Origin of the sequence: Pseudomonas sp. FSL W5-0299 (assembly GCF_005930655.1) — a bacterium.
GTDB lineage: Bacteria > Pseudomonadota > Gammaproteobacteria > Pseudomonadales > Pseudomonadaceae > Aquipseudomonas > Aquipseudomonas mandelii.
In genome coordinates this window covers 107,033-133,618 of record NZ_RXHX01000015.1, presented here as the reverse complement: position 1 = coordinate 133,618, position 26,586 = coordinate 107,033, and the positions used below count along the sequence as shown (strand labels likewise).

Genomic DNA, 26,586 nt, shown 5'->3' with positions numbered 1-26,586 from the left:
CTCCGGTTGAAGACATGAACCTGTGAACGCCCTCTCAACGTGAGAAGTTAACTGGGAGGATACGCCGACATGGCCTTTTCCACAGCCTCACGTATCGCATCGCCACGCTCACTCTGACTGCCCCGACTGCCGGTTTCGGCGCTGGCACTCCACACTGGCTGGCCTGTGCCCGCATCGAACAGATCCACTCGCACCACCACGACCTGTTCCTGATACGTGCGCACGATCGGCACCGTGTTGTACATGCCATAACCGGTGCCGTAGCGGTTGTAGCCGCCATAACCACCGCCGTAATAACCGTAGTCGTCCCGAACCTGGCGCAACCGGGTTTCCAGGTGCAGATCGGCGCTGACAAACAGGTCGGCCGGGCGGGTGTTGTCGTGCAGCGGACGCAGGCCGCGCTGATCGAGGGCGTTGCTGACCGCTTCGGCGACCTGGGCCGAGTCTGCCCAGGCGCTGCCCGGTGGCAGCTGCCCGTTGAGCCAGGCCCAGCTGCGGTAACGCCCATAGTCACGCGGCGGTGCCGGGTAGGCGCTGCGGTCGAAGGTGTTGGCCGCCTGAGGCGGTGCCGGCGGCAAGGGCTTGGAGGTCGCCACATAGGGATTGCTGCCCTGGCAGGCCGCCAACCCGAGACAGATCACCAGTAACCCTGAACGACTTTTCATGCTGCGCTCCGATCAGACCGGCCGACAGATCCAGTGCAAATAGCGCCCAAGCCCGGCAAAGCTCGGGTGACGGCGGTGGGCCAGCTCCATTTCGAGCAAGTCCACGAGTTCGGCGCGGGCCTGGAATTCCACTGGCATGTAGTCGTGGAAAACCCGCACCCCACTCTGGCTTTCGACCTGCCACAGGCCCTCAAGTTGCGCCGCCAGTTCGCGCGGATCGAGAGGTTGCTGCGGGGTCAGGCTCTGCTTCTCGCCGGCCATGTCGTTCTTGCGCATCTTGCGGAAATGGCCTTTGAGCAAGTTGCGGTAGATCAGCGCGTCGCGGTTGTAGAAGGCCAGGGAGAGCCAGCCGTCCTGTTTGGTCAGTTGATGCAGCACCGGCAGGATGGCATGGGGTTCGGCAAGCCATTCCAGCACGGCATGGCACAGCACCAGGTCATAGGGCTCGGTGAGCTGGCCGAGCAATTCCTGCCACGGTGCCTGAATGAACGTGGCGCTCTGCCCGGCGTCGGCGAACCGCTGGCGGGCGCCTTCGAGCATCGGTTCGGCGGGTTCGGCAAGCGTGACGTCATGGCCACGCTGGGCCAGCCACAACGACATGTGGCCCAGGCCCGCGCCGATATCCAACACGCGCAGCGGCCGGTCCGGCAGGGTTTCGGCCAGGTCGGCCTGAAGCACCGCCAGGCGGATCGCACCTTTCGCCCCGCCGTAGATTTTTTCGGCAAACCGGGTCGCCAGTTGATCGAAATGACGATCGCTCATCAGCTGAACCTCTTTTCGCTGTCAGCGAGTTTGTTGCGTACCACTTCATTCATGTCCAGCCCCAACTCGCTGCACAGCAGCAATAGATAGAGGACGATGTCACCCACTTCCTGCCCGGCGTGGGCCAGTTTGTCCGCCGGCAACTGGCGCGACTGGTCTTCGGTCAGCCACTGGAAAATCTCCACCAGCTCGGACATTTCCACGCTCGCGGCCATGGCCAGGTTTTTCGGGCTGTGAAATTGCCGCCAGTCGTTGCGGTCACGGATGGCGTGCAGGCGTTCGGTCAGTTCAACAAGGTTCATCGGGCTCTCCTGAAGGCGTATAGCTTCGGGGGGATGACCGGGGATGGCAAGTGGGCAGTTGAATGTGAGAGCGCGGACTTAATCCAGCACGGATGTTGACTGACAAAACGCCATCGCGAGCAAGCTCGCTCCCACAGGGTCGATGCAACGCTCTATGCTTGTGGGGAACTCGGCACCGTAATCCATGGCCCAAGTCCGGCAAGCACGCCACCACTTACATCAGGACGTTCACGACATGCAGGTAGAAAGTTTCTTCGAATGGCTCGGCCAGGCACTCGGTTCGGTCATCCGGTTTATCGTTGATGGCCTCAGCGGCTTGTTCAACCTGCTGAGCCATGCCGGCAGCAATTTTGTCGAAGGCTTGTCCCGGGCACTGGGCATGGACACATCGATCATCAGCATCATTGCGCTGATCCTGGGGCTGATGCTGTTGTGGTCGGCGATCCGGGCGTTCATGAATGCGTCGATCATCATGGGGATTATCTGGTTGGTGTTGGGCCTTTGGCTGCTGAGCTGGATCATCCACTGACACCGCCGCTCCCACATTAGTACGACACCTCCCGCTACAATGCCCGCTCCCCAAGGAGCCTGCATGTCCAACCTGATTGCCGACTGGCGCGACCGCCCTACCCATCGTCGGGTCTGGGCGCTGGCTGCGCCGATGATTCTTTCGAACATTTCCGTTCCGCTGGTGGCACTGGTCGACAGTACCGTCATCGGCCACCTGCCCCACGCCCATCAGTTGGGCGCCGTCGCGGTCGGGGCCAGCCTGTATACCTTTCTGGCCTGGGGCATGGGCTTTCTGCGCATGGGCACTACCGGTTTTGCCGCCCAGGCTGCCGGGCGCGGGGATGGCGCGGCGTTGCGGCAGATTTTGTTGCAGGGCTTGTTGCTGGCGATGGGGCTGGCGATTGTCTTGGGCGCATTGGGCGTTCCGTTGAGCGGCGCCGCGCTGCACTTCATGCAACCCTCCGCCGAGCTTGACCAACTCACCCGCGAATTTTTCCATACAAGGCTATTCGGCCTGCCGGCGGCGCTGGCCAGTTATGCGCTGGTCGGCTGGTTCCTGGGCACCCAGAACGCACGCGCCCCGCTGGCGATTCTGCTGAGCACCAACCTGGTGAACATCGCGCTGAACCTGTGGTTCGTGCTCGGACTGGACTGGGGCGTAGTCGGTGCAGCCCGGGCGTCGGTGATCGCCGAATGGACCGGGGCCCTGATCGGCCTGTTCATGACCCGCAAAGCCCTGCGCGCTTATCCCGGCCACATCGCCTGGGCCGCGCTGGCGCTGTGGCAGAGCTGGCGGCCACTGCTGGCCGTCAACCGCGACATTTTCATCCGCAGCCTGGCGTTGCAATCGGTGTTTTTCCTGATCACCGTGCAGGGCGCACGGCTCGGTGATGCCACCGTCGCCGCCAACGCTCTGCTGCTCAACGGCTTGCTGCTGACGGCCCACGCGCTGGACGGTCTGGCCCATGCCGTGGAAGCCCTGTGCGGGCATGCCATCGGCGCGCGCGATCGAGAGGCGCTGCGTCGCTCATTGGTGGTCGCCTGCGGCTGGTCGTTGCTGGCGAGCCTGGGTTTTGCCGTGCTGTTCGCCTTCGCCGGGCATTTGTTCATTGAGATGCAGACCGACATCCAGAGTGTGCGCGACACCGCGTTTATCTACCTGCCCTACCTCGCCGCGCTGCCGCTGATTGCCGTGTGGAGTTACCTGCTCGACGGACTGTTCATCGGCGCCACGCGGGCCCGGGAAATGCGCAACGGCATGCTGCTGACGGTCGTTCTGCTGCTGCCGTTCGCCTGGGCACTGCAAGGTTTTGGCAACCATGGGCTGTGGATAACGTTCCTGTTGTTCATGTTGCTGCGCAGCCTGACCCTCGGTGCTTTCGCCTGGTACTTGCGCAAGAACGACGGCTGGTTCGCGGGCAAGGTTTACTGAGTCGGCGTGGCTCTGATGAAGGCGCTGACCTCATCCAGCACCGGCGCCAAACCCCGCATGGGCCGAGACAGTGTCGCCACCAGCGTGGCGTGGCCGGTGCGGGCAAAATAGAAGTCCTGAACCGGCACTCCGGCCTGGCGCAGCTTGCGCGCCAGGCCGCCAGTGTTACGCGTCGGGTTGACCAGATCGTCGTCGCGCGAAGCCATCAACAACGCCGGCGGCGCGCCTCGACTGACGTGATTGATCGGTTGTGACTGCGGCGGAGAATCCGGCCAGAAAAACACGGGCCGCACGTCCGGATTCTGGATGGGCAGAAAATCATAAGGCCCGGCCAGACCGATCCAGCCGCGCAGATCGTGCGGCGACATCCCCACGGCCCCCAGCAGACCGGGGTCCAACGCCAGCATCGCGACGTTATAGGCCCCGGAGCTGTGGCCCATCAGGTACAACCGTTGCGGGTCACCGGAAAACCTGTGGATGTGATCGTGAGTCCAGGCCACGGCTTTAGCGCCGTCCTCCAGGAACAAGGGATAGCGTACCTGTGGATACAGTCGATAGTCCGCCAGCACCGCAACCACTCCGCGCGACGCCAGCGCCTCGCCGACAAAAGAGTAATCACTGCGTGAACCGCTGTTCCAGCTGCCGCCGTAGAAAAACACCACCACCGGGGCATTCTCCAGAGGGTGACGAGGCACATACACATCGAGTTTCTGCCGCGGATCATCGCCATAGGCAATCCCTTCGGTCTTGTCGAACGTGCTGTCGGGGGTCAGCGCATTGAGCATTTTCAGCGGTGAACACGCCGTTATCACGGTCAGCAAACAAATGCCCATGGTCAGGCCGAACAGCCAGCGCGTTGTGCTCGCCATCAATGTCGAACCTCGTGTTCAGGGTTGATCGTTCTGCCATAGATTGCGCAAGCTATCGAGACGTTCCTGCTGAGTGATACCCGGTAGCGGCTGCACGGGTGAAGCGTCGGGATACTGCAAGCGTAGCCATAACCAGCCATCGAGCACCGGGCGTTCGCTGAAACCCAGCGCCAGCCCTTCCTGCACGAGGGCCCACAGACTGTTGTAGTCGGTCCCGGTGGACCGGCTCCAATGCCAGACGTGCTGTTCAAGCAGGCAGGTTTGCAAGGTGTCACGCTGCCGGGGCGTGAGGTTTTCTTCGATGGTCAACGGGCTGACGGCAAGCCCGGGATTGAACAACTGCTGCCAACCCTGACTGCCGATTGCCCGGTCGGCCCAGGTTCCGCCGAACCAGCGCAACTGACTGATCGGCCCCAGCCAGCGACTCAATTCCAGGGCATCGCAGGCATCAAAAAAGTAACTGGCGGTGTGGGGGTTGTAGTAACTCAACAGAGCACGGTGATGCAGGCCAAAGGTGACGGTCAGCATGCGACGCAAATGCTCGAGCAACTGCGACGGCGAAGCCTCACTGACCAATAACAAACCGCTCCAGAGGTGCGGTTCGCGCAGGCACAGCTCGGCCAGCGCCGGGCATCCCTTGAGGTCGACCAACACCGGACCGTGCTCGCGTAACGGCTGCAACTCGGTGCTATCGAACAGCCAGAACCGTCGGGCCTGCGCAAACTGCTGGATCAGCCTCGCGCCGGCGCGGGGCTGCCCCGGTACGTCGAGCAACAGCCATTGTGCGGTTGAGTCCGGCGCCTGAGCGACGATCATGCCGCACCGCTCTGGCCAAGCCTTGTCGCGGCCCGGCAGGTGCAAAAGGCTTGCGCGCAATGGCTGAAACTACCCCCGCCAGGCAACAGACACAGCAGCACGATCGGTTCGCTGGATTGCAACAAACGCAGCAATCCGACGCTGGCAGTGTCGGCATCTGTTGTCGTGGTGGGTGGAGGTTCGGACAAGCCTGACGCGTGGGTGAAAGAGGGGCCGGGAAGATACCCGGTGATTAACGGTTGATCCGGATCGCCTTCGATAAAGCTCACCAGTACCTGCGCGCCTTCTCTCAACGGCTTGGCATGCGCGCCGCCCAACTCCGGCGCCAATGGCAGCCAACAGTGGCTGGGCGCAGCGCCTTCGCCCTGATAGACCCAGTCAAATTGCACGGCAACGGGCCTGGTTGAATCGGGTTGCGGCTCATCGACATCGACCACCCACGCCCGCTGCAGGCTGTGCATCCTGGGGTTCATGACCGAATGAGGCGCCGCAAGCGGTACCGCCCCGGCAACGTGGATCTTGTTGCCGTAGGCAAACCCCGGTGTCTGCCCACCCTGATGCTCGACCTGGATCAGCAGCCAGCGACGGTTCCAGTCCGTACACGGATGGCCGGACAGCAGAACCCGCTGGCCGCTGCGCAACGTGGTCAAATTCGTCTGACCTTCGCCCGCCTGCGTGTTGCCTTGAACCTTGAAGCGGCGCACCCCAGGCTGTTCGGGGTCGGGTGCAAAAACCATCTCGGCGCCCTGCTGAAAGGGCCCCTGCCTATCACCAACTACCAGACAGTGCCCGCGCGGGTGATGCTCGAAGTGGTAATGGAGCCGTTCCTGGGCACACAGGCGCTGGAGAAACTGCAGATCCGATTCCCGGTACTGCGTACAGAAATCACGCGGCGGGTAATCGCCGCTCAAATCAAAGCGCCGATTCTTACCGGTAATGCCATGCTCCTTGAGCACCTGGGCGAGGATTTCGGGCACTGAACGGTTGCTGAAGATGCGCTGGCTGAAACGCTGGGCCAGGCAAGCCAGTTTCGGCTTCAGGCGCACACGGCAAAGCCTGGGCGCAGCACCATGACCCGTCTGGACGAGCTCATGCAACTGCCCGTGAAAACCGGTCCCCGGCGGCCCGAAATGCAAAAAGGCTGGACGGTACAGCAGGCTTGCCAGGTCCAGTGTCGGGTCTTCGATCAGCAGATCCACGTCAAACACAAAGGGTTCGCTGATCGCTTCACTGCCGGTAAAGGCCAAGACCTCAACGGGGTCGGGCAGACCCTCTACATCCAGACGAAATGACGGCTCGTTGACTGGATCGAACATCGGCGATTCTCTACAGGAGGGGCGGCCGGGGATTCTCTCCGAGAGAGTTGGCCGAGTAGAGAGCCGAAGTACAACTTAGGAAATGACCTACGCGAAAAAAGGACCACGTCGCTTGGATAGCGAGGATGTGAGCCATTTCGCTTGAATTCAGGGAGGCGTCCCACCAGGTCATCTGAAATTTCCGCAGCGCGCGGAACATTTTCCGACAACCTGATGAGACCAGTGCCTTACCTCAAGAAGACAGGTAAGACGAACGGGTCAGGCCCAGGCGCAGAGCGTCGAGGAACTGGGTGCGCTCGGCAGCAGTGATGCGCGCACTTGCGCACTTGTCGCGGTAGTGGGTCATCAGCTCTTCCGGCGACAAGTGCACGTAACGCAGCATGTCTTCGATGGTGTCGTGGGTTTCGATACCCGCGTGGTACACGCTGCCGTCGGCGTTCTGGTAGATGTTCACCGAGTCGGTGTCACCGAACAGGTTGTGCATGTCGCCGAGAATTTCCTGGTAGGCGCCGACCAGGAAGATACCCAGCAGGTAGTCCTCGCCTTCGTTCAAACCGTGGACTGGCAGACTGGTTTCGATGCTCTGCTCGTCGACGTATTGCTTGATCTTGCCGTCGGAGTCGCAGGTCAGATCCTGCAGCACGGCGCGGCGCAGCGGCTCTTCGTCGAGACGGTGCAGCGGCAGAATCGGCAGGACCTGGCCGATGGCCCAGGTGTCCGGCAGGCTCTGGAAGACCGAGAAGTTGCAGATGTACTTGTCGGCCAACTTGTCGTTGAGTTCGTCGAGCACCTGACGGTGCGAACGCTGACGCGCCTTCAACGAGTTGTGCAGGCGACGGCACACGGCGAAGTAGCATTGCTCGGCCAGGGCTTTCTCGGCCAGGGTCAGCTTGCCATCGGCGTACTGGGTGGCCACATCGCTCATGTAGTGCGTGGCGCGCCAGTAGGTTTCGGTGACCATCTCGATGTCGGTCGGGCCCAACAGGTCAACCAGCCACTGCACGGTCTCCGGCAGCTCTTCTTTGTTGTCGATCTTCGGCACGTCGTCGTTGTGCTTCTCGACGTCGGTCACTTGCACCACCAGCATGGCGTGGTGAGCGGTCAGCGAGCGGCCGCTTTCGGAGAAGATGTTCGGGTGCGGCAGGCTCTGCGCATCGCAGAACTCCTTGAGCATCCCGACCACGACACCGGCGTAATCGTCCATGTCGTAGTTGATCGAACTGGCGTTGCGCGAGTGCGTACCGTCGTAGTCGACGCCCAGACCGCCACCGACGTCGATGTGGTCAACCGGCAAGCCGAGGTTACGCAGTTCGCCGTAGTAACGAATCGCTTCCTTGAAGCCGTGCTGGTAGTCCGCCAGGTTGGCGATCTGCGAACCCATGTGGAAGTGCAACAGGCGAATGCCTTGATCCAGGCCAGCCGCGCGGAAACGCTCGACCACCGACAACAGCTGCGCCGCCGACAGACCGAACTTGGACTTCTCTCCGCCGGTGTCCGCCCACTTGCTTGAAGCCAGGGACGACAGACGCACGCGCAGGCCGACTTGAGGCTTGACCTTCAGCGAGGCGGCTTCTTCGATCACCAGGCCGACTTCGGATTCTTTCTCGATCACGATGAACACGTTGTGGCCCAGCTTCTGGCCCATCAGCGCCAGTCGGATGAACTCGCGGTCCTTGTAACCGTTGCAAACGATGGTGCCGCCCTTTGGCGCCAGGGCCAATACGGCCAGCAGCTCAGGCTTGGAGCCGGCTTCCAGGCCGATGGACACATCCTGGGTGGCGATGATGTTTTCGATCACCGCTTCCTGCTGGTTCACCTTGATCGGGTACAGCGCGGTGTACTTGCTCTGGTATTCCAGGCGCTCGATGTTGGCATCGAACGCGCCGGTCAGCTGACGCACGCGGTCTTGCAGAATGTCAGGGAAACGCACCAGCAGCGGCAAGGACAGGCCGCTTTTGCGCAGCTGGTCGACTTGCTCGAAGAGGTCGATAGGCGAACTGGTCGGACCGTTCGGACGAACTTCGACGCGACCGGCGTCATTGATCGCGAAATACCCGGCCCCCCAATGGCGAATCCCGTAAACACTGCGGCTGTCCGCAACTGTCCATTGGCTGCCATCGTCTTTGCGTGTGCGTCGTACGGACATTGAAGTCCCCTATAAAGAAGTCATAGAGCGTCGCCTGGGTTCAGGCCGGCGCAGTCTAAAGAATGAAAATGACGATTAGCCTGCATGTAAGGGCCATAGACCTCACATTCAGCGCTGAGTTTAGAAACCGGTCAGAACAGGCTCTGTGAAAACCATGTAGGCGACGCCAGGCCAGAGTTGAATCAGGACTGGATCAAGCCGAGGGTGGTTTTCACAGAGGCTGCTAGCCGCCGGACTTCTTCGCTTTGAAACCCAGCTTGATCAGTTCAGCCAAGAGTAGCTCGACATGATCGCCCTGGATTTCGATGATTCCGTCTTTCAACGCCCCCCCGGTGCCACAGCGTTTCTTCAACGTGGTGGCCAGGTCCTTGAGCGCTTCTTCCGCCAACGGCACGCCGGTGATGGTGGTCACCGTCTTGCCGCCACGCCCCTTGCTTTCGCGACGCACGCGAGCGATGCCGTCGCCAGCCGGGATAACGGTCTGTTTGCAGATGCAGGCGTCCACCGGTTTACTGCAATCCGGGCAATGACGACCTGCGTCGGTGGAAAATACCAGGCCACCAAGGGCGGCGAAGGATGCGGCTTTTTTGGCCACCGGCAATCCTCTTGGGAGGACAAAGACTGGTCGCGGCAACTTGGGAAGCTGCCATCGACCGCGAAGCCCCACTCAGGCAGGGGCAGCGCTACTGGGCCAGACAACGCTGGCTCAGTTTGAAAAGGTCGCGCAGTGTAACGGCAAAAAGCCGACTTGCTAAGAGCCAATCGGCGCCAATTTACTGCTCTTTTGCGACGCCCTTCCCAAGGGCGCGCAGATAACGCTTCAACGCGGCCAGGGAGTCCGGGCAATAAGGCTTTTGCTGGATTTCCAGCATGACCTGCTCGATGGGGATGAAACGCGCTTCCAGCACCTCTTCCGGCTGCAGGATCAAATGGCCGTCCCACACCGCCGAAAACGCCGAACACCAGAGACGATTGCCGGTGTCCTCGAAGAAGAAGTGATCATGGGCGGTCAACTCCACACCGCTCACGCCCAACTCTTCTTCCAGCTCACGGGCAGCCGATTCGACGTACGTCTCGGTGGCGAGCACCATGCCGCCCGCCGCCACATCCCAGTAACCGGGGTAAATGGCTTTGCTCAGGGTTCGACGGTGAACGCACAGTTCACCGACCGAGTTGAACAGCATGATGTAGGTGCCACGCCCGATCAGCCCCCGCTCGCGCAGGTCAGAACGGACCAGGGCGCCGAGCAGGTTGTCCTGTTCGTCGACCCAGGCGATGTGTTCGGCATCCGAGGCCGCGCGATGGGCAGCCTCTTTGGCGTTATCGACCATGACTCAGCCCTGATTGAGCAATTGACGCAGATCGATCACTGCCGCGTTGGCACGGGAGATGTAGTTGGCCATGACCAGCGAATGGTTGGCCAGCACACCGAAGCCGCTGCCGTTGAGGATCATCGGGCTCCAGACCGGCTCTTGCGAGGCTTCCAGCTCACGAATGATCTGACGCACGCTGACCGTGGCGTTCTTCTTGGCCAGCACATCGGCGAAATCGACTTCGATGGCGCGCAGCAAATGGGACAGCGCCCAAGCCTGGCCGCGGGCTTCATAGAACACGTTATCGATCTGCATCCACGGGGTTTCGACGATTTCTTCATCGACCTGTGGCACCTGACCCGGCGCCAGGACTTCGGTTTTCAGCGCGGTGTTGAGCTTGACTCGGCCCACGCTGGCCGACAGCCGTTGCGACAGCGAACCCAGACGGGTGCCGACATCGCCCAGCCAGTTGTTCAGGTTGTCGGCGCGGGCATAGAACAGCGCACTTTTCTGACTCGGATCGGACAGGCGCACCTGGTAACGGCTCAGGGAATTGATGCCTTCCTGGTATTCGGACTCACTGGAGGGCAGCACCCAGCTCTTGTTGTCGAAGTTGAAACGCGGCTCGGCCTTGGCCAGGTCAGCGTCTTCGGTGGACTGCGACTGAGAACGGGCGAAGTCCTTACGCATTGCACGACTCAGGTCGCGAACCTGGACCAGCACGCCATATTCCCAGCTCGGCGTATTGTCCATCCACAGACCCGGCGGGAAACGGTCGTTGGAAATATAGCCACCTGGCTTGCTCAGCAATGTACCAGCGACGGTCTTGAGGGTTTCCACCGTGGTGTACCCGACCACCATTTGCTTGCCTTCTTTCTCGGCCGCCACTTGCGCATTCTGTTGAACCGGGAACAGTGCCGGCTCCTGGCTCCAATACCAGCCCAGCCCGATCGTCACCAGCAGGTAAAGGCCAATCAGCGTCGCCAGCGCCCGGCTGAACAACAGGCCGCCGACGTAACTGCGGGTGGCCGATTTCGGTTCAGCGGCACGTTCAGGCGCGCTGCCCGCGCGATTCTTCCAGTCCAGCATGGCGATATCCTTTCAATCACTTGAGTTCATCGGTTCGACCACAACCCTACGCCATCGTGCCTCGTTTGCCGCGCATTAAATCCTGCGGGAAATGGCGGGACTTACAATGACCGCGATCAGGGGCCACTATAAATGAAGCACAGCCGCGAGCCTATGCGACCATCCAGTCAGAAACTGAATAAGGCCGCTTTGCAGATTATTGACACACGATGCTCATGGGATTGAAAAGAGGTGCTAGCATAGAGCCACCAGTCGATCTCAGCATGCACCCTAACTAGTAGTCAGGATATGACCGAGCCAGAAGACCCCAGCCGTGAGCGCCTCAAGCACCACTTTGCCCAGCGGGTAATTCATCAGGCACGTCAGATTCTTGAGATATGGCAGCGCCTGCAACGCAGCGAGTGGTCCAACACCGATTTGTCGGAACTGAGCGAGGCCAACCTGCGCCTGCTGCGCTTTGCCGAACGTTTCGAACAACCGGAACACACGCAACTGGCGCGTCACATCGGCCAGTCGCTGGAGGCTGTCGACGCCAATCGCGGACGCCTGAGCAGTGGCCTGATCACCGACCTCAATCGCTTGATGCAGCGTCTGTCGCGCACCGGCCTGCGCCACGGCGATCAGCTCGAACAAACCTTTCTGCCACCGCTGCGCAAGCCGATCTACGTGATGTTGCAGGATCACGACCGCGCCGAGCGCCTGGCCAAGCAGCTGGAATTTTTCGGGCTCAGCGCCCAATCCCTGGACAGCGTTGCGGCGTTTCGCTCCTCTATGATCGAACGCCTGCCCGCCGCCATCGTCATGGACGTGGACTTCAGTGGCGCCGGCATCGGCCTGAAACTGGCCGCCGAAGCCCAGGTCGGACTGGATGAGCCTTTACCGCTGTTGTTCTTCAGCTTGCTCGAAACAGACACCCCGACCCGCCTCGCCGCCGTGCGCGCCGGTGGCCAGGAATTTCTCACCGGCACCCTCGAAGCCTCGAGCCTGCTGGAGAAGATCGAAGTCCTGACCTGTGTCGCCCAGTACGAACCTTATAAAGTGCTGATCATCGACGACTCCCGCGCTCAGGCCTTGCACACCGAGCGCCTGCTGAACAGCGCCGGAATCGTCACGCGCACCCTGATCGACCCGATTCAGGCCATGGCCGAACTGGCGGACTTTCAGCCGGACCTGATCATCCTCGACATGTACATGCCGACCTGCACCGGCACGGAACTGGCCAAGGTGATCCGGCACAACGACCGCTACGTGAGCGTACCGATCATTTACCTGTCCGCCGAAGACGATCTGGACAAGCAACTCGACGCCATGAGCGAAGGCGGCGACGACTTCCTGACCAAACCGATCAAGCCGCGGCACCTGATCACCACTGTGCGCAACCGCGCGGCGCGGGCACGCAATCTGAAAGCACGGATGGTGCGCGACAGCCTGACCGGTTTGTACAACCACACCCACATCCTGCAATTGCTCGAGGACTGCAGCTTCCGCGCCCGCCGCGAGAGCAAGCCGTTGAGTTTTGCGATGCTCGACATCGACCACTTCAAACGGGTCAACGACAGCCACGGCCACCCCATGGGCGACCGGGTCATCAAGAGCCTGGCGCTGTTTCTCAAGCAGCGGTTGCGCAAAACAGACTTCATCGGCCGCTACGGTGGCGAGGAATTCGCCATCGTCATGCCGGACACCGATCTCGAAGCGGCCCACAGAGTGCTCGATGAAATCCGTCAGCGGTTTGCCGAAATCCACTACCCGGCCCAGCCCCAGGATTTGTGGTGCACGTTCAGCGCCGGGGTAGTGGAGCTGTGCGACCACTCCGACAGCCTGATGATGGCCAGCCAGGCGGACGAAGCGCTGTACCGCGCCAAGGACGGTGGACGTAACCGCGTGCAGGCTGCGCGGACGTCAAAGCAAAGTGCCACTTTTTCATCGGAATGGACCCATTCGGTCATAACCCTGTAACAGAAACGCAATAACTTCAGGCGCTTACCATTCTGCCGTTGGTAGACCCGCGATGCGCCTGAAGCTGCTGACCAATCTCAACACCCTCCTTTTAGTCGCCGTGTGCGTGGCCCTTGGCGCGACGCTCTGGTGGTCGCAAAAAGCCCTCGAACGCCCCTATCTGCTGATGGAGCGTTACCTCGGTTTGTCCCAGCAATTTCAAAATGAAGTGGCGCGCAACGTCGAGGATTATCTCGCCAGCGGCGATGCCCTGCGCCTGAGCAGCGCCAGCCAGGCCATCGACAGCCTGCAAAAGGAACTCGGTGAATTACCGCCAGCCCTGGCCGACACCTTGCGTCCGAGCCTGTCGAACCTGAGTGAATTCAGCAAGACCGACCTGCTGGCTGCCGGCAAACTTGCCGGGGACCCTCAAGCCTTGCTGCTGCAAGCTGAACGTGAACTCGGCGCCAGCCTCGATCAGCTCAGCCAATACGCCAGCGGGAACGCAGCGTACCTCGCGCCCTTGCTCGCCGCGTCCCAGCACCTGGGCAAACTGTCGCTGGCGCGGGACAAACTGGTCAGCAGCGGTCGCAGTGAACTGGCCGCCGATGTCGAACGCGAAGTCGCCAGCATTCGTGCGCAGTCCGAGCTGATAGGCGCCTTGCCGCTGCTCGGGGTGGCCGCCAGCAGCGAATCCGGCACCGATGATTTCGCCGCGATGATGGGGCTGGAGAACACCGAAAAAACCGTCGCCGAAGATGCCGGTGTCGCCCTCAAACGGGAACTCAACAGCTTGCTGACGCGTTACCCCGCTGAACTGGCGCGCACTCGCGAGCAAATCCAGAAACGCACCGACCTCAGCACCGCGACGCACCTGAAGATCGCCGACGTACAGCAGGCCATTGCCGGACTGGAGCCGGTGGTCCGCGCCCAGCACGGGCAGATCCAGGGCGAAGTACGCTTGATGCAAGGCGTGATGATCGGCCTGATTCTGCTGATCGCCTTGTTGATCGACACCTTGCAACGCAAGCTGGCCCGGACACTGACCAACCTCGCCCCGGCCCTGTCGACCTGGGCCGAAGGCGACTTCAGCCAGGAAATTCAATTGGGCAAGACCAATCGCGAACTGCATGACATTGAAGCCTCGCTCAACCGCTTGCGCGCGTACCTGGCGGACCTGGTCGGGACTATTCGTCTCAATGCCGAGCAGGTCGCCGGCAGTAGCCGCACTTTGGCCGAGTTGAGCAACGACTTGCACAGCGGTGCCGAGCATCAGGCCGGCGACACCGCGCTGATCCGCGATTCTCTCGGCGAACTGGAAGCAACGATCCAACAAGTTGCTGGCGATGCCAGCCAGGCCGCCGACGCCAGTCGTCATGCCGGAATCGCGGTCGAGCATGGCCAGAAAGTTATTGGTCTGAGCCTCACCGGCCTGCATGCGCTGGTGGGTGAAGTGCAAGGCAATGCGCAGATGATCGAACACCTGGCAGAAGAATCGGCGACCATCGGCGGCGTGCTGACGGTCATCCGCTCGATTGCCGACCAGACCAACCTGCTGGCCCTGAACGCCGCCATCGAAGCCGCCCGCGCCGGGGAAATGGGTCGTGGGTTTGCGGTGGTGGCGGAAGAGGTTCGCTCATTGGCGCAACGCACGGCCGGGGCCACCGCAGAGATCCAGACCTTGATCGCCGGCCTGCAAACCGCCGCGCGGCAATCGGTGGAAGGCATGCGCGCCCAGGTCGAACACGCCGAAGCCACGGCCAATCAGGCTCAGGCTGCCGACGGTGCATTGGATAAAATCGTCGGGGCGATCCAGACCATTTCCGACACCGCCGTGCGCATTGCCGATGTCACTGCGCAGCAGAGTGGTGCGGTCAGTGAGATCCGTGATCACAGCGAACGTATCCACAAGCTGGGTGGGGATAATTTGTTGCGCATTGGCGAGGGGCGCGTGCAAGGGGAGAACCTGCTGGTGCTGGGCGCACGCTTGCATACCGCCGTTCAAGCCTTCCGCGTCTGATAGACCGCCATGCCTCGCTCCTACAGGGGCGGGGCAATCCGCGCGACTGTCCGCTATCATGCCCCCAATTCCGATACGCGAGATTGTCATGCGCCGTTTGCTCTGCCTGCTGCTTTTAGTGCTCGCCCTGCCGGCAAACGCCGCCGGGTTGCTGGAGAGTCGACCCAGTTCCACCCTGGGCTCGATCAACAACAGTGCCGACTTCCTGCCGGTGCGCGAGGCATTTCAGCTGAGCCTGGTCGACAGCACGCCGCAATCGATCAAGCTGCGTTTTGTCGCCACCGAGGGTTACTACCTCTATCGACACCGCTTTCAGTTTCGCGCCGAACCGGCCGAAGTTGGCCTTGGCGCGGCGCAATTGCCCAAGGGCGAACAAAAGCACGATGAGTACTTTGGCGACGTCGAGGTCTATCACGGCGTGCTCGACGTCGAAGTGCCGCGCACCGATCCCCGCGCCTTCACGCTGGCCGTGACCTATCAGGGCTGCGCCGACAAAGGCCTGTGTTATCCGCCCGAAACCGAACGACTGAACATAGATGGTATTGGCGCAACGATGCCCGCCACGGCCCAGAGCTGGAGCTGGCGCGAGCTCGCCTTGTTCTTCCTTGCGGGTCTGGGCCTGACCTTCACCCCGTGCGTACTGCCGATGCTGCCGATCCTCTCCGGCGTGGTGTTGCGCGGCCAGATCGGTGGGTTGCGCGGTTTTAATCTGTCGCTCGCGTATGTATTGCCCATGGCCGCCTGCTTCGCCCTGCTGGGTGCGTTGATGGGAATGTTCGGCGCCCAGCTCAACCTTCAGGCGCGTCTGCAATCGGCGTGGGTGCTGGTGCCGTTCGCGATGTTTTTTGCGGTGTTTGCCCTCGCGATGTTTGGCGTGTTCGAACTCAAGCTGCCACATGCCATCAGCAGTCGCCTGGACCGGATCGCCGGGCGTACCGAAGGCGGTTCGTTATGGGGCGCCGCGGTCCTGGGCGTGGTGTCCAGCCTGCTGGTGTCACCTTGCGTCTCGGCGCCGCTGGCCGGTGCATTGCTTTATATCAGCGCCAGCGGCGATGCACTGGGGGGAGGCTTGAAACTGTTCATGCTCGGCCTCGGCATGGGGGCGCCGTTGTTACTCGTGGCCACCGGCGGCGCAGCCTGGCTGCCGAAAAGCGGGCCGTGGCTGGTCTATGTAAAAAATGCCATTGGCGTGTTGTTGCTGGGATTGGCAATCGGGCTGGTCAGTCGCGTATTGCCGGGGCAAATCACCTTGCTGCTGATCGGTTTGCTGGCCGGTGGCGTCGGTTTGTTCATGGGCGCGCTGGAATTCGTCTACAAACCGCCACGAAAACGCCTCGGCCAACTGCTCGGGATGTTTCTGCTGTTTTACGCACTGGCCTGTTGGTTCGGGGCGTTCAGCGGGCAGACCGACCCGTTCAACCCGATTGGCCAACCGCGCATCATTGCCGGCACCGAACAGCCGCAAAACACCAGCGCCTGGCAAACCATCAGCACCCCGGCAGACCTGGATCGCGTCCTCGCCGAGGCCAAATCCGCCAATACCCCGCTGCTGCTCGACTGGTACGCCGACTGGTGCATCAGCTGCAAAGTCATCGAACGCGAAGTGCTCAACGACGCCACCGTCATCGAACGCCTGAAAGGCTATCGCCTCGTGCGTTTCGATATCACTGCCAGCAACGCCGAACAACGTGCACTGCTTGATCGCTACAAACTGTTCGGCCCTCCGGCCCTGATGTTTTTCGGCAAGGACGGTGTCGAACGCGCCGATGTGCGAGTGATCGGCGAGATCAGCGCGACAGACTTCGCCGAACGTGTTGCGAAAGCAAATGACCGGATTTAACAGGCCGGTCACATATTTCGCGCAAACATCGGCCATCGTGCTGGCTTTTGCATAGAACTGGACAGTCACAAAGGCTTTGCGGCATAGTCGCCGGGTTCTGACAACTGCACACAGATAACAAGGAACAGCAGATGGCGACGCTATTGGTTCTGCACGGACCCAACCTGAACTTGCTCGGCACCCGCGAACCGGGCACCTATGGCGCTACGACACTGGCGCAGATCAACCAGGACCTGGAACGCCGTGCCCGTGAAGCCGGCCATCATCTGCTGTACCTGCAAAGCAACGCCGAGTACGAATTGATTGACCGCATCCACGCCGCAAAAGGCGAAGGTGTGGACTTCATTCTGATCAACCCAGCAGCTTTTACGCACACAAGTGTCGCATTACGTGACGCGCTGCTGGCGGTGAGCATCCCATTCATCGAAGTGCATTTGTCTAACGTGCACAAACGCGAACCTTTCCGCCATCACTCTTACTTCTCCGACGTAGCGGTGGGAGTGATCTGCGGCCTTGGCGCCAGCGGTTATCGACTGGCCCTGGAGGCCGCCCTGGAACAGCTTGAACAACAAGCTATACGCCCCTGACCGACCCTTGGGAGTTGATGATTCATGGATATCCGTAAAGTTAAGAAACTGATCGAACTGCTGGAAGAGTCCGGCATCGACGAGCTCGAGATCAAGGAAGGCGAAGAGTCCGTACGCATCAGCCGTCATAGCAAGACCCCGGCTCAGCAGTTCTACGCACCGGCTCCGATGCATGCACAGGCGCCTGCGCCAGTGGCTGCTGCTCCGGTTGCCGCTGCAGCGCCTGCGGCTCCCGTCGCGCCAGTGCTGAACGGCACCGTTGCCCGTTCGCCGATGGTCGGCACCTTCTATCGCAAATCTTCGCCAAGCTCGCCGTCCTTCGTTGAAGTCGGCCAGACCGTGAAGAAAGGCGACACTCTGTGCATCGTCGAAGCCATGAAGATGATGAACCACATCGAAGCTGAAACCAGCGGTGTGATCGAATCCATCCTCGTCGAAGACGGCCAGCCGGTTGAGTACGACCAACCGCTGTTCACCATCGTTTGAAACGCGGAGAAACTTTGATGACTGCGAAGTTGGAAAAAGTTCTGATCGCCAACCGCGGTGAGATTGCCCTGCGGATCCTGCGTGCCTGCAAAGAGATGGGCATCAAGACTGTCGCCGTTTACTCCAAGGCCGACAAAGAGCTGATGCACCTGGGCCTGGCAGACGAATCCGTCTGCATCGGTCCGGCCTCGGCCGCCCACTCTTACCTGCACATTCCGGCCATCATCGCCGCGGCCGAAGTGACCGGCGCCACCGCCATTCACCCAGGCTACGGTTTCCTTGCGGAAAACGCTGATTTCGCTGAACAGGTCGAGAACTCCGGCTTCGCGTTCATTGGCCCGAAAGCCGACACCATTCGCCTGATGGGCGACAAGGTATCGGCCAAGCACGCCATGATCGCTGCTGGCGTTCCAACCGTTCCGGGGTCCGACGGCCCGTTGCCTGAAGACGAAGAAACCGCTTTGCGCATCGGTCGCGAAGTCGGTTACCCGGTGATCATCAAAGCCGCTGGCGGCGGTGGTGGTCGCGGCATGCGCGTTGTGCATAAAGAAGAAGACCTGATCTCCTTCGCCAAACTGACCCGCACCGAAGCAGGCGCGGCGTTCGGTAACCCGATGGTCTATCTGGAAAAATTCCTGACTAACCCACGTCACGTGGAAGTCCAGGTGCTTTCCGACGGCCAGGGTCACGCCATCCATCTGGGCGACCGCGATTGCTCGCTGCAACGTCGTCACCAGAAGGTTCTCGAAGAAGCGCCGGCACCGGGCATCGATGAGAAGGCACGGGCTGAAGTCCTCGCACGCTGCGTCAAGGCTTGCATCGACATCAACTACCGTGGCGCGGGTACTTTCGAGTTCCTGTACGAGAACGGCGCGTTCTATTTCATCGAAATGAACACCCGCGTTCAGGTTGAGCACCCGGTTTCGGAAATGGTCACTGGCATCGACATCGTCAAGGAGATGCTCAGCATCGCCGCTGGCAACAAGCTGTCGTACACCCAGGAAGACGTGGTTATCCGCGGCCATGCCCTGGAATGCCGGATCAACGCCGAAGACCCGAAAACCTTCATGCCGAGCCCAGGCACGGTCAAGCATTTCCACGCTCCAGGCGGCAACGGCGTTCGCGTCGATTCGCACCTGTACAGCGGTTATGCCGTTCCGCCGAACTACGATTCGTTGATCGGCAAGCTGATCACCTACGGCGCAACCCGTGACGAAGCATTGGCGCGCATGCGCAATGCGCTGGACGAAATCGTTGTCGACGGGATCAAGACCAACATCCCGCTGCACCGCGACCTGGTCCGCGATGAAGGCTTCTGCAAAGGTGGTATCAACATCCACTACCTGGAACACAAGCTGGCTGGCGACAAGCATTAAGCTTTAGCCCGTCCAACAAAGCCGCCTTCGGGCGGCTTTGTTGTTTCTGGAGGTTACAACTCCTGCAGGAGCGAGGTTTGCCCGCAAACCATACGCCGAGGTATTGCAGACTCACCGCGTCATCGCGCTTCGCGGGCAAGCCTCGCTCCTACAAACTGCATACCAGTGTCGGCCTTGTCGTCTTCTGCCGCGCGCTCGCGTAAACTTGCGCGCTTCTCGCAGCCCGCTAGGCTGCAATCAATATTTTTCAAAGGTGCCCGCCATGCCTTGGCTGCAAGTCCGTCTCGCCATCAGCCCAGAACAAGCCGAAACCTACGAAGACGCTTTCCTTGAAGTGGGCGCCGTGTCGGTGACGTTCATGGACGCCGAAGATCAGCCGATCTTCGAACCTGAACTCAACACCACGCCGTTATGGTCGCACACTCATCTGCTGGCCCTGTTCGAAGGCGGCACTGAAGCGGCCAGTGTGCTGGCTCATCTTGAGTTGCTGACCGGCAGCCCGCTGCCCGAGCATCACAGCGAAGTCATCGAAGACCAGGACTGGGAACGCAGCTGGATGGACGACTTCCAGCCAATGCGCTTCGGTCAACGCCTGTGGATCGTCCCAAGCTGGCACGCTGCCCCTGAACCCGACGCTGTGAACATTCTGCTCGACCCGGGCCTGGCGTTCGGCACCGGCACCCACCCGACCACTGCACTGTGCCTGGAATGGCTCGATGGTCAGGACCTCAAGGACTGCCACGTCCTCGACTTCGGTTGCGGCTCGGGGATTTTGGCGATTGCCGCCCTGCTGCTGGGCGCCAAGGAAGCCGTCGGCACCGACATCGACGTGCAGGCGCTGGAAGCTTCCCGCGACAACGCCGGGCGCAACAATATTGCCGACGCGCTCTTCCCGCTGTACCTGCCGGAAGATCTGCCACAGGTTCAAGCCGATGTGCTGGTGGCCAACATTCTGGCCGGACCGCTGGTGTCCCTGGCGCCGCAATTGTCCAGCCTGGTCAAGCCTGGCGGTCGTCTGGCGTTGTCGGGCATCCTCGCCGAGCAAGGCGAAGAAGTCGCCAAAGCCTACGCTCAAGACTTCGATCTGGACCCGATCGCCAATCGCGATGGCTGGGTGCGCATCACTGGCCGTCGGCGCTAGAATGAACGCCTGCATAAACCGGATCGCCGCATGACCGACAGCTTCGTCACCCAGTGCCCGCATTGCCAAACCAGCTTCCGCGTCAGCCATGCTCAATTGAGCGTGGCCCGTGGAGTGGTTCGTTGCGGCTCGTGCTTGCAGGTGTTCAACGCCGCCAAGCAGCTGCTTGAGCAACGGGGCGCCAAGGAAACTGTCCAACCGGTAGCCCCGGCCATTGTCGAACCGCCGGTACCGCGCGCCATCAGCCAAAAGCAATGGTCCGCCGCCGAAATGGATCTGGACAGCCTGGACCTGGACGAAGAACTCGCCCGGCTCGAACAGCGGGAAATCCAGCCCACCACGGAATTCGGCCAGCACCGCGAAAACGGTCTCAGTGCTCGCCGCGACTCTGTCGAGCACGACGATGAACCCTGGTCCGACAGTCTCTTCAGCGAATCGGCGGCCGATCGTGCCCAGGCGGTCGAAGCCGAACCTCGGGAAACGCAGCCAGTACCGAGCAAGCACTCGCGCACCGAACCGTCATTCTCGCTGGAACCGGTTGATCTGGACGACGAGCCCCAGGTGCCGCAACTGCGCCTGAATGATCCGCTCGACACGCCCCTGCACCATGATCGCCTGTCGGCAACCGATGCACCTGACAACGACCTGCCCCCGATCGCCCCTCTGCGCAAGCGACACGAACGCAGCGAGTCGACCGAACGTGCCGACGCCCTGCAGGACCTGACCGACGATCCGCTGCAACTGGATTGGCAAAAACGTCGCTCCCCCTGGGGCCGACGGCTTTTCTGGCTGCTGCTGGTCCTGATCGGTGCCGGTGCTCTCGCCGGCCAATACATCGCTTACCACTTCGACGAACTGGCGCGCCAGGATCAATACCGTCCATGGTTCCAGCAACTGTGCCCGCAAGTCGGCTGCACGGTGCCGTCGAAAGTTGATATCGCGAAAATCAAAAGCAGCAACCTGGTGGTCCGCAGTCACCCTGAGTTCAACGGTGCACTGGTGGTCGATGCGATCATTTACAACCGCGCGCCCTTCTCCCAGCCCTTCCCGCTGCTGGAACTGCGTTTCGCCGACCTTAACGGCCACCTGATCGCCAGCCGGCGCTTCAAACCCGGCGAGTACCTCAACGGCGACCTCGAAGGCCTGGCAGAGATGCCGCCGCAAACGCCGATCCACATCGCACTGGATATCCTTGATCCAGGCTCCAAAGCGGTGAATTACAGCCTGAGCTTTCATTCGCCCGAGTGAAACGCTTCAGTGTTACGGCATTGACGGCATATTTCTGACTTTGACCGCTCATACCAAACCGCTGGCGATAACAGAATTACTGTTCAGATTTTGTTCAATTCAGCCTTTATCCAGTCATCGAGAGCGGGTATCATGCCAACCCTTTTTCGAACTCTCATGATCCGGCCCCACAACAGGGAAGTCCTATGTCGGCGGTACGCATCGGTCCATATACATTGCACAACGGCTTGATCCTCGCCCCCATGGCGGGCGTCACCGACCAGCCCTTTCGTCAGCTGTGCAAGCGACTGGGCGCAGGGCTTGTAGTCTCGGAAATGGTCACCAGCGACATGAGCTTGTGGAACACCCGCAAATCGCGGATGCGCATGATCCACGAAGGTGATCCCGAGCCCCGCTCGGTCCAGATCGCCGGGGGTGATGCACAGATGCTGGCGGATGCGGCCCGGGCCAACGTCGAACTGGGCGCACAGATTATTGACATCAACATGGGCTGTCCGGCGAAGAAGGTCTGCAACAAGGCCGCCGGTTCCGCGCTGTTGAAGGATGAAGCATTGGTGACCGAGATCCTGCAAGCCGTCGTGGCTGCGGTTGATGTGCCGGTCACCTTGAAGATCCGCACCGGCTGGGACCGGGACAACAAGAACGGTCTGACGGTGGCGAAGATCGCCGAGCAAGCGGGCATTACGGCGTTGGCGGTTCATGGCCGCACCCGTGCCGACCTGTACACCGGTGAAGCCGAGTACGACACCATTGCCGCGATCAAGCAGGCGGTGTCGATGCCGGTCTTTGCCAACGGCGACATCGATTCACCCGAGAAGGCCCGGTACGTGCTCGATGCGACCGGTGCCGATGGCCTGCTGGTAGGCCGGGCCGCCCAGGGGCGGCCGTGGATTTTTCGTGAGATCGATCATTTCCTGCGTACTGGCGAAAAACTTCCGGCGCTGGAATTGATCGAGGTGGAACGCATTCTGCTAGAGCATCTGGCTGCACTGCACGTCTTCTACGGAGACGTGATGGGCGTCCGTATCGCTCGAAAGCATGTGGGCTGGTATCTCGCAACCTTGCCGGGCGCCAGGGAGTTTCGCGCCCACTTCAATCGTTTGGAAGATACGGAAGCACAATGCGCCAACGTTCAGGGCTTCTTCGCCGAACGTTACAAGAGCCTGACAGGGGACGGAGAAGGGGTGGCCGCATGACGATGATGACCGAGACTTTAGTGAGTGGAACAACACCCGTGAGCGACAACGTGAATTTGAAACAGCACCTCAATACGCCGAGCGAAGAAGGTCAGACCCTTCGCGGGAGTGTCGAGAAGGCGCTGCACAATTATTTCGCCCACCTTGAGGGCGCTGCCGTCACGGATGTGTACAACCTGGTGCTCTCCGAAGTCGAGGCGCCCCTGCTCGAGTGCGTGATGAACTACGTCAAGGGCAACCAGACCAAGGCCAGCGAGCTGCTCGGGTTGAACCGAGGCACGCTGCGCAAGAAACTCAAGCAGTACGATTTGCTGTAAGCATTCAATCAAACCAGAAAGGCGCCCGCGTAAAAACGGTCGCCTTTTTGCTGACTCCTTTGCTTTTGATGGAAATTGAAATGACCGACCAGACTACCCGCCTGCCGATCCGCCGCGCCTTGATCAGCGTTTCCGACAAGACCGGGATCCTCGAATTCGCCAAAGAGCTTGAAGCCCTGGGCGTCGAGATCCTCTCCACCGGCGGAACGTTCAAGCTGCTGCGCGACAACGGTGTTGCCGCAGTGGAAGTCGCGGACTACACCGGTTTCGCAGAAATGATGGACGGTCGGGTGAAAACCCTGCACCCGAAAATCCACGGCGGGATCCTCGGTCGTCGTGGTATCGACGACGCCATCATGAACGAGCACGGCATCAAGCCGATCGACCTGGTCGCGGTCAACCTGTACCCGTTCGAAGCCACCATCAACAAGCCAGGCTGTGACCTGCCAACCGCCATCGAGAACATCGACATCGGCGGCCCGACCATGGTCCGCTCGGCGGCAAAAAACCATAAAGACGTGGCCATCGTGGTCAATGCCAGCGACTACGCCAGCGTCCTTGAAAGCCTCAAGGCTGGCGGCCTGACCTACGCTCAGCGTTTCGACCTGATGCTCAAGGCCTTCGAACACACCGCGGCCTACGACGGCATGATCGCCAACTACATGGGCACCGTGAACCAGGCCGCTGACACCCTCTCGACCTCCGGTCGCAGCGAGTTCCCGCGCACCTTCAACAGCCAGTTCGTCAAGGCTCAGGAAATGCGCTACGGCGAGAACCCGCACCAGAGCGCGGCGTTCTACGTGGAAGCCAAGCCTGCCGAAGTCGGTATCGCCACCGCGACCCAACTGCAGGGCAAAGAGCTGTCGTACAACAACGTGGCCGACACCGACGCCGCGCTGGAATGCGTGAAAAGCTTCGTCAAGCCGGCTTGCGTGATCGTCAAGCACGCCAATCCGTGCGGCGTTGCGGTCAGCCCGGACGCAGAAGGCGGTATCCGTCAGGCTTACGAACTGGCTTACGCCACCGACACCGAGTCGGCGTTCGGCGGCATCATCGCCTTCAACCGCGAGCTGGATGCTGAAACCGCCAAGGCCATCGTCGAGCGTCAGTTCGTCGAAGTGATCATCGCCCCTAGCGTCAGCGAAGAAGCCCGCGCCATCGTGGCGGCCAAAGCCAATGTGCGCCTGCTGGCCTGCGGCGAGTGGTCGGCTGATCGCGCCGCTGCCTGGGACTACAAACGCGTCAACGGCGGTTTGCTGGTACAGAGCCGCGACATCGGCATGATCAGCGCCGACGACCTGAAAGTCGTGACCAAGCGTGCCCCGACCGAGCAGGAAATCAACGACCTGATCTTCGCCTGGAAAGTCGCCAAATACGTTAAATCCAACGCCATTGTCTACGCCAAGAACCGTCAGACCATCGGCGTCGGCGCTGGCCAGATGAGCCGCGTGAACTCCGCCCGTATCGCCGCGATCAAGGCTGAACATGCCGGTTTGCAGGTGGCAGGCTCGGTGATGGCCTCCGATGCGTTCTTCCCGTTCCGCGACGGCCTGGACAACGCGGCCAAGGTCGGTATCACCGCGGTGATCCAGCCGGGTGGCTCGATGCGTGATGCGGAAGTGATTGCCGCTGCTGATGAAGCCGGCATCGCCATGGTCTTCACCGGCATGCGCCACTTCCGTCACTGATCCAACCTGATCGAAATGTGGGAGCGAGCCTGCTCGCGAAGAGGGCGGCACATTCAGCATCGATGTGACTGACACACCGCTTTCGCGAGCAGGCTCGCTCCCACATAAAGCGCTCCAGCAGCGCCTTACAGAATTTGAGGTTTTTGAAATGAATGTTTTGATCATTGGCAGCGGTGGCCGTGAACACGCCCTGGCCTGGAAAGTGGCTCAGGATCCGCGTGTGCAGAAAGTATTCGTTGCCCCGGGCAACGCCGGCACCGCCATTGAAGCCAAGTGCGAGAACGTCGCTATCGACGTGCTGGCCCTCGAGCAGCTTGCAGATTTCGCGGAGAAAAACGTTTCCCTCACCATCGTTGGCCCGGAAGTGCCGCTGGTCGCTGGCGTCGTCGACCTGTTCCGCTCCCGTGGCCTGGATTGCTTCGGCCCGACGGCCGGTGCGGCCCAGTTGGAAGGTTCGAAAGCCTTTACCAAGGACTTCCTGGCTCGCCACAAGATCCCGACCGCCGATTACCAGAACTTCACCGAGATCGAGCCGGCCCTGGCCTATCTGCGTGAAAAAGGTGCGCCGATTGTGATCAAGGCCGATGGCCTGGCCGCCGGTAAAGGCGTGATCGTTGCCATGACCCTGGCCGAAGCAGAAGATGCTGTGCGCGACATGCTCGCGGGCAACGCATTCGGCGAGGCCGGCTCGCGCGTTGTGATCGAAGAATTCCTGGACGGCGAAGAAGCCAGCTTCATCGTCATGGTCGACGGCAAGAACGTACTGCCGATGGCCACCAGCCAGGACCACAAACGCGTCGGCGACGGCGACACCGGCCCGAACACCGGCGGCATGGGTGCCTACTCCCCTGCCCCCGTCGTGACCGCTGAAGTCCACAAGCGCGTCATGGACCTGGTGATCTGGCCGACCGTGCGCGGCATGGCCGATGAAGGCAACGTCTACACCGGTTTCCTGTATGCCGGCCTGATGATCGACAAGGCTGGTAACCCAAAAGTTATCGAGTTCAACTGCCGTTTCGGTGATCCTGAGACCCAACCGGTGATGCTGCGTTTGCAGTCGAGCCTGGTGTTGCTGGTCGAAGCGGCCCTGGCGCAAGCCCTGGACAAGGTCGAAGCGCAATGGGATCCACGTCCGAGCGTCGGCATCGTGCTGGCGGCTGGCGGCTATCCTGGCGACTACGCTAAAGGCGTCGCCATCAACGGCCTGGATGCAGCCGCCGCACTGGAAGGCAAAGTCTTCCACGCCGGCACTGCGCTCAAGGACGGTCAAGTGGTGACCGCCGGTGGTCGTGTGCTTTGCGCTACCGCCATGGGCGCCAGCGTTGATGCTGCCCAGCAACAGGCTTACAAACTGGCGGCAAAGATTGATTGGGAAGGCTGTTTCTATCGCAAGGACATTGGTTACCGTGCCATTGCCCGCGAACGTGGCGAAAATCAGGAATAAGCGATCCGTTCGGCAGGGCTTGTGCTTCAGGCCCTTGCCGGACTGTTCCGGCGCCGCGCATAGTTATAATCTGGCATCAACCTAC

Annotated in this window: 24 protein-coding genes; 14 read left to right on the top strand and 10 right to left on the bottom strand. The window is 61.0% G+C overall.

The window, feature by feature from the left end; translation table 11 throughout:
- Positions 1-47 precede the first annotated feature (47 nt).
- From FHL16_RS19050 to FHL16_RS19040, 3 genes are read right to left on the bottom strand one after another with little or no spacing between them, the layout of a single operon-like run.
- Positions 48-665 (bottom strand): DUF4136 domain-containing protein, encoded by a 618-nt coding sequence (locus FHL16_RS19050; protein WP_010463851.1) that lies wholly within the window; start codon positions 663-665, stop codon positions 48-50.
- 12 nt (positions 666-677) lie between these two features.
- Positions 678-1,427, bottom strand: coding sequence for a methyltransferase domain-containing protein (locus FHL16_RS19045; RefSeq protein WP_010463853.1), 750 nt, complete (start codon positions 1,425-1,427; stop codon positions 678-680).
- Positions 1,427-1,729 (bottom strand): MazG-like family protein, encoded by a 303-nt coding sequence (locus tag FHL16_RS19040; protein WP_010463855.1) that lies wholly within the window; start codon positions 1,727-1,729, stop codon positions 1,427-1,429. Before FHL16_RS19040 ends, FHL16_RS19045 begins: the two co-directional genes overlap by 1 nt.
- 235 nt (positions 1,730-1,964) lie before the next feature.
- On the opposite strand from FHL16_RS19040, the gene FHL16_RS19035 reads away from it, so the two are divergent.
- Positions 1,965-2,258, top strand: coding sequence for a hypothetical protein (locus FHL16_RS19035; protein ID WP_010463857.1), 294 nt, complete (start codon positions 1,965-1,967; stop codon positions 2,256-2,258).
- Positions 2,259-2,321: 63 nt separating this feature from the next.
- The gene (locus FHL16_RS19030; RefSeq protein WP_077748979.1) at positions 2,322-3,671 is read left to right on the top strand and encodes an MATE family efflux transporter; all 1,350 of its coding nucleotides are present in this window, start codon (positions 2,322-2,324) and stop codon (positions 3,669-3,671) included.
- Here the strand turns inward: FHL16_RS19030 and FHL16_RS19025 are convergent.
- The 7 genes from FHL16_RS19025 to FHL16_RS18995 all read right to left on the bottom strand — a co-directional run bounded on the left by FHL16_RS19025 (position 3,665) and on the right by FHL16_RS18995 (position 11,220).
- Positions 3,665-4,540, bottom strand: coding sequence for an alpha/beta hydrolase (locus FHL16_RS19025; protein WP_077748978.1), 876 nt, complete (start codon positions 4,538-4,540; stop codon positions 3,665-3,667). The two genes, FHL16_RS19030 and FHL16_RS19025, sit on opposite strands and share 7 nt — an antisense overlap.
- Positions 4,541-4,558: 18 nt before the next feature.
- Positions 4,559-5,356 carry a DUF4123 domain-containing protein gene (locus FHL16_RS19020; protein ID WP_077748977.1) on the bottom strand — a complete coding sequence of 266 codons (798 nt, stop codon included), beginning with the start codon at positions 5,354-5,356 and terminating at the stop codon, positions 4,559-4,561.
- On the bottom strand, positions 5,353-6,672 hold the full coding sequence (locus FHL16_RS19015; protein WP_077748976.1) for a type VI secretion system Vgr family protein: 1,320 nt from the start codon (positions 6,670-6,672) through the stop codon (positions 5,353-5,355). The genes FHL16_RS19020 and FHL16_RS19015 overlap by 4 nt, the downstream gene beginning before the upstream one ends.
- A gap of 232 nt (positions 6,673-6,904) precedes the next feature.
- On the bottom strand, positions 6,905-8,818 hold the full coding sequence (gene speA / locus FHL16_RS19010) for an arginine decarboxylase (RefSeq protein WP_010463866.1): 1,914 nt from the start codon (positions 8,816-8,818) through the stop codon (positions 6,905-6,907).
- A gap of 223 nt (positions 8,819-9,041) precedes the next feature.
- Positions 9,042-9,413, bottom strand: a complete 372-nt coding sequence (locus FHL16_RS19005; protein ID WP_010463867.1) for a translation initiation factor Sui1 — start codon at positions 9,411-9,413, stop codon at positions 9,042-9,044.
- Positions 9,414-9,591: 178 nt separating this feature from the next.
- Positions 9,592-10,149: an NUDIX hydrolase gene (locus FHL16_RS19000; protein WP_077748975.1), complete on the bottom strand. Its 558-nt coding sequence runs from the start codon at positions 10,147-10,149 to the stop codon at positions 9,592-9,594.
- A gap of 3 nt (positions 10,150-10,152) precedes the next feature.
- Entirely contained in the window at positions 10,153-11,220 is a 1,068-nt protein-coding gene (locus FHL16_RS18995) for a DUF2333 family protein (RefSeq protein WP_077748974.1), read from the bottom strand.
- Positions 11,221-11,508: 288 nt separating this feature from the next.
- On the opposite strand from FHL16_RS18995, the gene gcbA reads away from it, so the two are divergent.
- The 12 genes from gcbA (at position 11,509) to purD (ending at position 26,501) form a co-directional block, all read left to right on the top strand.
- On the top strand, positions 11,509-13,179 hold the full coding sequence (gene gcbA, locus FHL16_RS18990) for a diguanylate cyclase GcbA (RefSeq protein WP_010463874.1): 1,671 nt from the start codon (positions 11,509-11,511) through the stop codon (positions 13,177-13,179).
- Positions 13,180-13,231: 52 nt separating this feature from the next.
- A complete protein-coding gene (locus FHL16_RS18985) occupies positions 13,232-15,178 on the top strand; it encodes a methyl-accepting chemotaxis protein (RefSeq protein WP_077748973.1) in 1,947 nt (648 codons plus the stop codon).
- A gap of 88 nt (positions 15,179-15,266) precedes the next feature.
- Positions 15,267-17,018, top strand: a complete 1,752-nt coding sequence (locus tag FHL16_RS18980) for a protein-disulfide reductase DsbD (RefSeq protein ID WP_077748972.1) — start codon at positions 15,267-15,269, stop codon at positions 17,016-17,018.
- 131 nt (positions 17,019-17,149) lie between these two features.
- Positions 17,150-17,605 carry a type II 3-dehydroquinate dehydratase gene (gene aroQ, locus FHL16_RS18975; RefSeq protein WP_010463880.1) on the top strand — a complete coding sequence of 152 codons (456 nt, stop codon included), beginning with the start codon at positions 17,150-17,152 and terminating at the stop codon, positions 17,603-17,605.
- Between the two features lie 24 nt (positions 17,606-17,629).
- Positions 17,630-18,091 (top strand): acetyl-CoA carboxylase biotin carboxyl carrier protein, encoded by a 462-nt coding sequence (accB, locus tag FHL16_RS18970; RefSeq protein WP_010463882.1) that lies wholly within the window; start codon positions 17,630-17,632, stop codon positions 18,089-18,091.
- A gap of 17 nt (positions 18,092-18,108) precedes the next feature.
- Entirely contained in the window at positions 18,109-19,467 is a 1,359-nt protein-coding gene (gene accC, locus FHL16_RS18965; protein ID WP_010463885.1) for an acetyl-CoA carboxylase biotin carboxylase subunit, read from the top strand.
- Positions 19,468-19,729: 262 nt separating this feature from the next.
- Positions 19,730-20,608: a 50S ribosomal protein L11 methyltransferase gene (prmA, locus tag FHL16_RS18960; protein ID WP_010463886.1), complete on the top strand. Its 879-nt coding sequence runs from the start codon at positions 19,730-19,732 to the stop codon at positions 20,606-20,608.
- Positions 20,609-20,638: 30 nt separating this feature from the next.
- Positions 20,639-21,856: a DUF3426 domain-containing protein gene (locus FHL16_RS18955; protein ID WP_077748971.1), complete on the top strand. Its 1,218-nt coding sequence runs from the start codon at positions 20,639-20,641 to the stop codon at positions 21,854-21,856.
- Positions 21,857-22,041: 185 nt separating this feature from the next.
- A complete protein-coding gene (dusB, locus tag FHL16_RS18950) occupies positions 22,042-23,052 on the top strand; it encodes a tRNA dihydrouridine synthase DusB (RefSeq protein WP_010463890.1) in 1,011 nt (336 codons plus the stop codon).
- Positions 23,049-23,369: a DNA-binding transcriptional regulator Fis gene (gene fis / locus FHL16_RS18945; RefSeq protein WP_007907419.1), complete on the top strand. Its 321-nt coding sequence runs from the start codon at positions 23,049-23,051 to the stop codon at positions 23,367-23,369. Before dusB ends, fis begins: the two co-directional genes overlap by 4 nt.
- Before the next feature lie 80 nt (positions 23,370-23,449).
- Positions 23,450-25,057 (top strand): bifunctional phosphoribosylaminoimidazolecarboxamide formyltransferase/IMP cyclohydrolase, encoded by a 1,608-nt coding sequence (purH, locus tag FHL16_RS18940; RefSeq protein WP_010463895.1) that lies wholly within the window; start codon positions 23,450-23,452, stop codon positions 25,055-25,057.
- Positions 25,058-25,205: 148 nt separating this feature from the next.
- Entirely contained in the window at positions 25,206-26,501 is a 1,296-nt protein-coding gene (gene purD / locus FHL16_RS18935) for a phosphoribosylamine--glycine ligase (RefSeq protein ID WP_077748970.1), read from the top strand.
- Positions 26,502-26,586: the final 85 nt, after the last annotated feature.

What these genes read in the sequence shown, in the direction of transcription:
- FHL16_RS19025 (WP_077748978.1), bottom strand. Translation starts at nt 4,540, where the DNA reads ATGGCGAGCACAACGCGCTGGCTGTTCGGCCTGACCATGGGCATTTGT.
- FHL16_RS19045 (WP_010463853.1), bottom strand. Translation starts at nt 1,427, where the DNA reads ATGAGCGATCGTCATTTCGATCAACTGGCGACCCGGTTTGCCGAAAAA.
- FHL16_RS18985 (WP_077748973.1), top strand. Translation starts at nt 13,232, where the DNA reads ATGCGCCTGAAGCTGCTGACCAATCTCAACACCCTCCTTTTAGTCGCC.
- FHL16_RS19020 (WP_077748977.1), bottom strand. Translation starts at nt 5,356, where the DNA reads ATGATCGTCGCTCAGGCGCCGGACTCAACCGCACAATGGCTGTTGCTC.
- speA (WP_010463866.1), bottom strand. Translation starts at nt 8,818, where the DNA reads ATGTCCGTACGACGCACACGCAAAGACGATGGCAGCCAATGGACAGTT.
- accB (WP_010463882.1), top strand. Translation starts at nt 17,630, where the DNA reads ATGGATATCCGTAAAGTTAAGAAACTGATCGAACTGCTGGAAGAGTCC.
- FHL16_RS19015 (WP_077748976.1), bottom strand. Translation starts at nt 6,672, where the DNA reads ATGTTCGATCCAGTCAACGAGCCGTCATTTCGTCTGGATGTAGAGGGT.
- accC (WP_010463885.1), top strand. Translation starts at nt 18,109, where the DNA reads ATGACTGCGAAGTTGGAAAAAGTTCTGATCGCCAACCGCGGTGAGATT.
- gcbA (WP_010463874.1), top strand. Translation starts at nt 11,509, where the DNA reads ATGACCGAGCCAGAAGACCCCAGCCGTGAGCGCCTCAAGCACCACTTT.
- FHL16_RS19040 (WP_010463855.1), bottom strand. Translation starts at nt 1,729, where the DNA reads ATGAACCTTGTTGAACTGACCGAACGCCTGCACGCCATCCGTGACCGC.
- FHL16_RS18995 (WP_077748974.1), bottom strand. Translation starts at nt 11,220, where the DNA reads ATGCTGGACTGGAAGAATCGCGCGGGCAGCGCGCCTGAACGTGCCGCT.
- FHL16_RS19035 (WP_010463857.1), top strand. Translation starts at nt 1,965, where the DNA reads ATGCAGGTAGAAAGTTTCTTCGAATGGCTCGGCCAGGCACTCGGTTCG.
- prmA (WP_010463886.1), top strand. Translation starts at nt 19,730, where the DNA reads ATGCCTTGGCTGCAAGTCCGTCTCGCCATCAGCCCAGAACAAGCCGAA.
- purH (WP_010463895.1), top strand. Translation starts at nt 23,450, where the DNA reads ATGACCGACCAGACTACCCGCCTGCCGATCCGCCGCGCCTTGATCAGC.
- FHL16_RS19030 (WP_077748979.1), top strand. Translation starts at nt 2,322, where the DNA reads ATGTCCAACCTGATTGCCGACTGGCGCGACCGCCCTACCCATCGTCGG.
- fis (WP_007907419.1), top strand. Translation starts at nt 23,049, where the DNA reads ATGACGATGATGACCGAGACTTTAGTGAGTGGAACAACACCCGTGAGC.
- purD (WP_077748970.1), top strand. Translation starts at nt 25,206, where the DNA reads ATGAATGTTTTGATCATTGGCAGCGGTGGCCGTGAACACGCCCTGGCC.
- FHL16_RS18980 (WP_077748972.1), top strand. Translation starts at nt 15,267, where the DNA reads ATGCGCCGTTTGCTCTGCCTGCTGCTTTTAGTGCTCGCCCTGCCGGCA.
- FHL16_RS18955 (WP_077748971.1), top strand. Translation starts at nt 20,639, where the DNA reads ATGACCGACAGCTTCGTCACCCAGTGCCCGCATTGCCAAACCAGCTTC.
- dusB (WP_010463890.1), top strand. Translation starts at nt 22,042, where the DNA reads ATGTCGGCGGTACGCATCGGTCCATATACATTGCACAACGGCTTGATC.
- FHL16_RS19000 (WP_077748975.1), bottom strand. Translation starts at nt 10,149, where the DNA reads ATGGTCGATAACGCCAAAGAGGCTGCCCATCGCGCGGCCTCGGATGCC.
- aroQ (WP_010463880.1), top strand. Translation starts at nt 17,150, where the DNA reads ATGGCGACGCTATTGGTTCTGCACGGACCCAACCTGAACTTGCTCGGC.
- FHL16_RS19050 (WP_010463851.1), bottom strand. Translation starts at nt 665, where the DNA reads ATGAAAAGTCGTTCAGGGTTACTGGTGATCTGTCTCGGGTTGGCGGCC.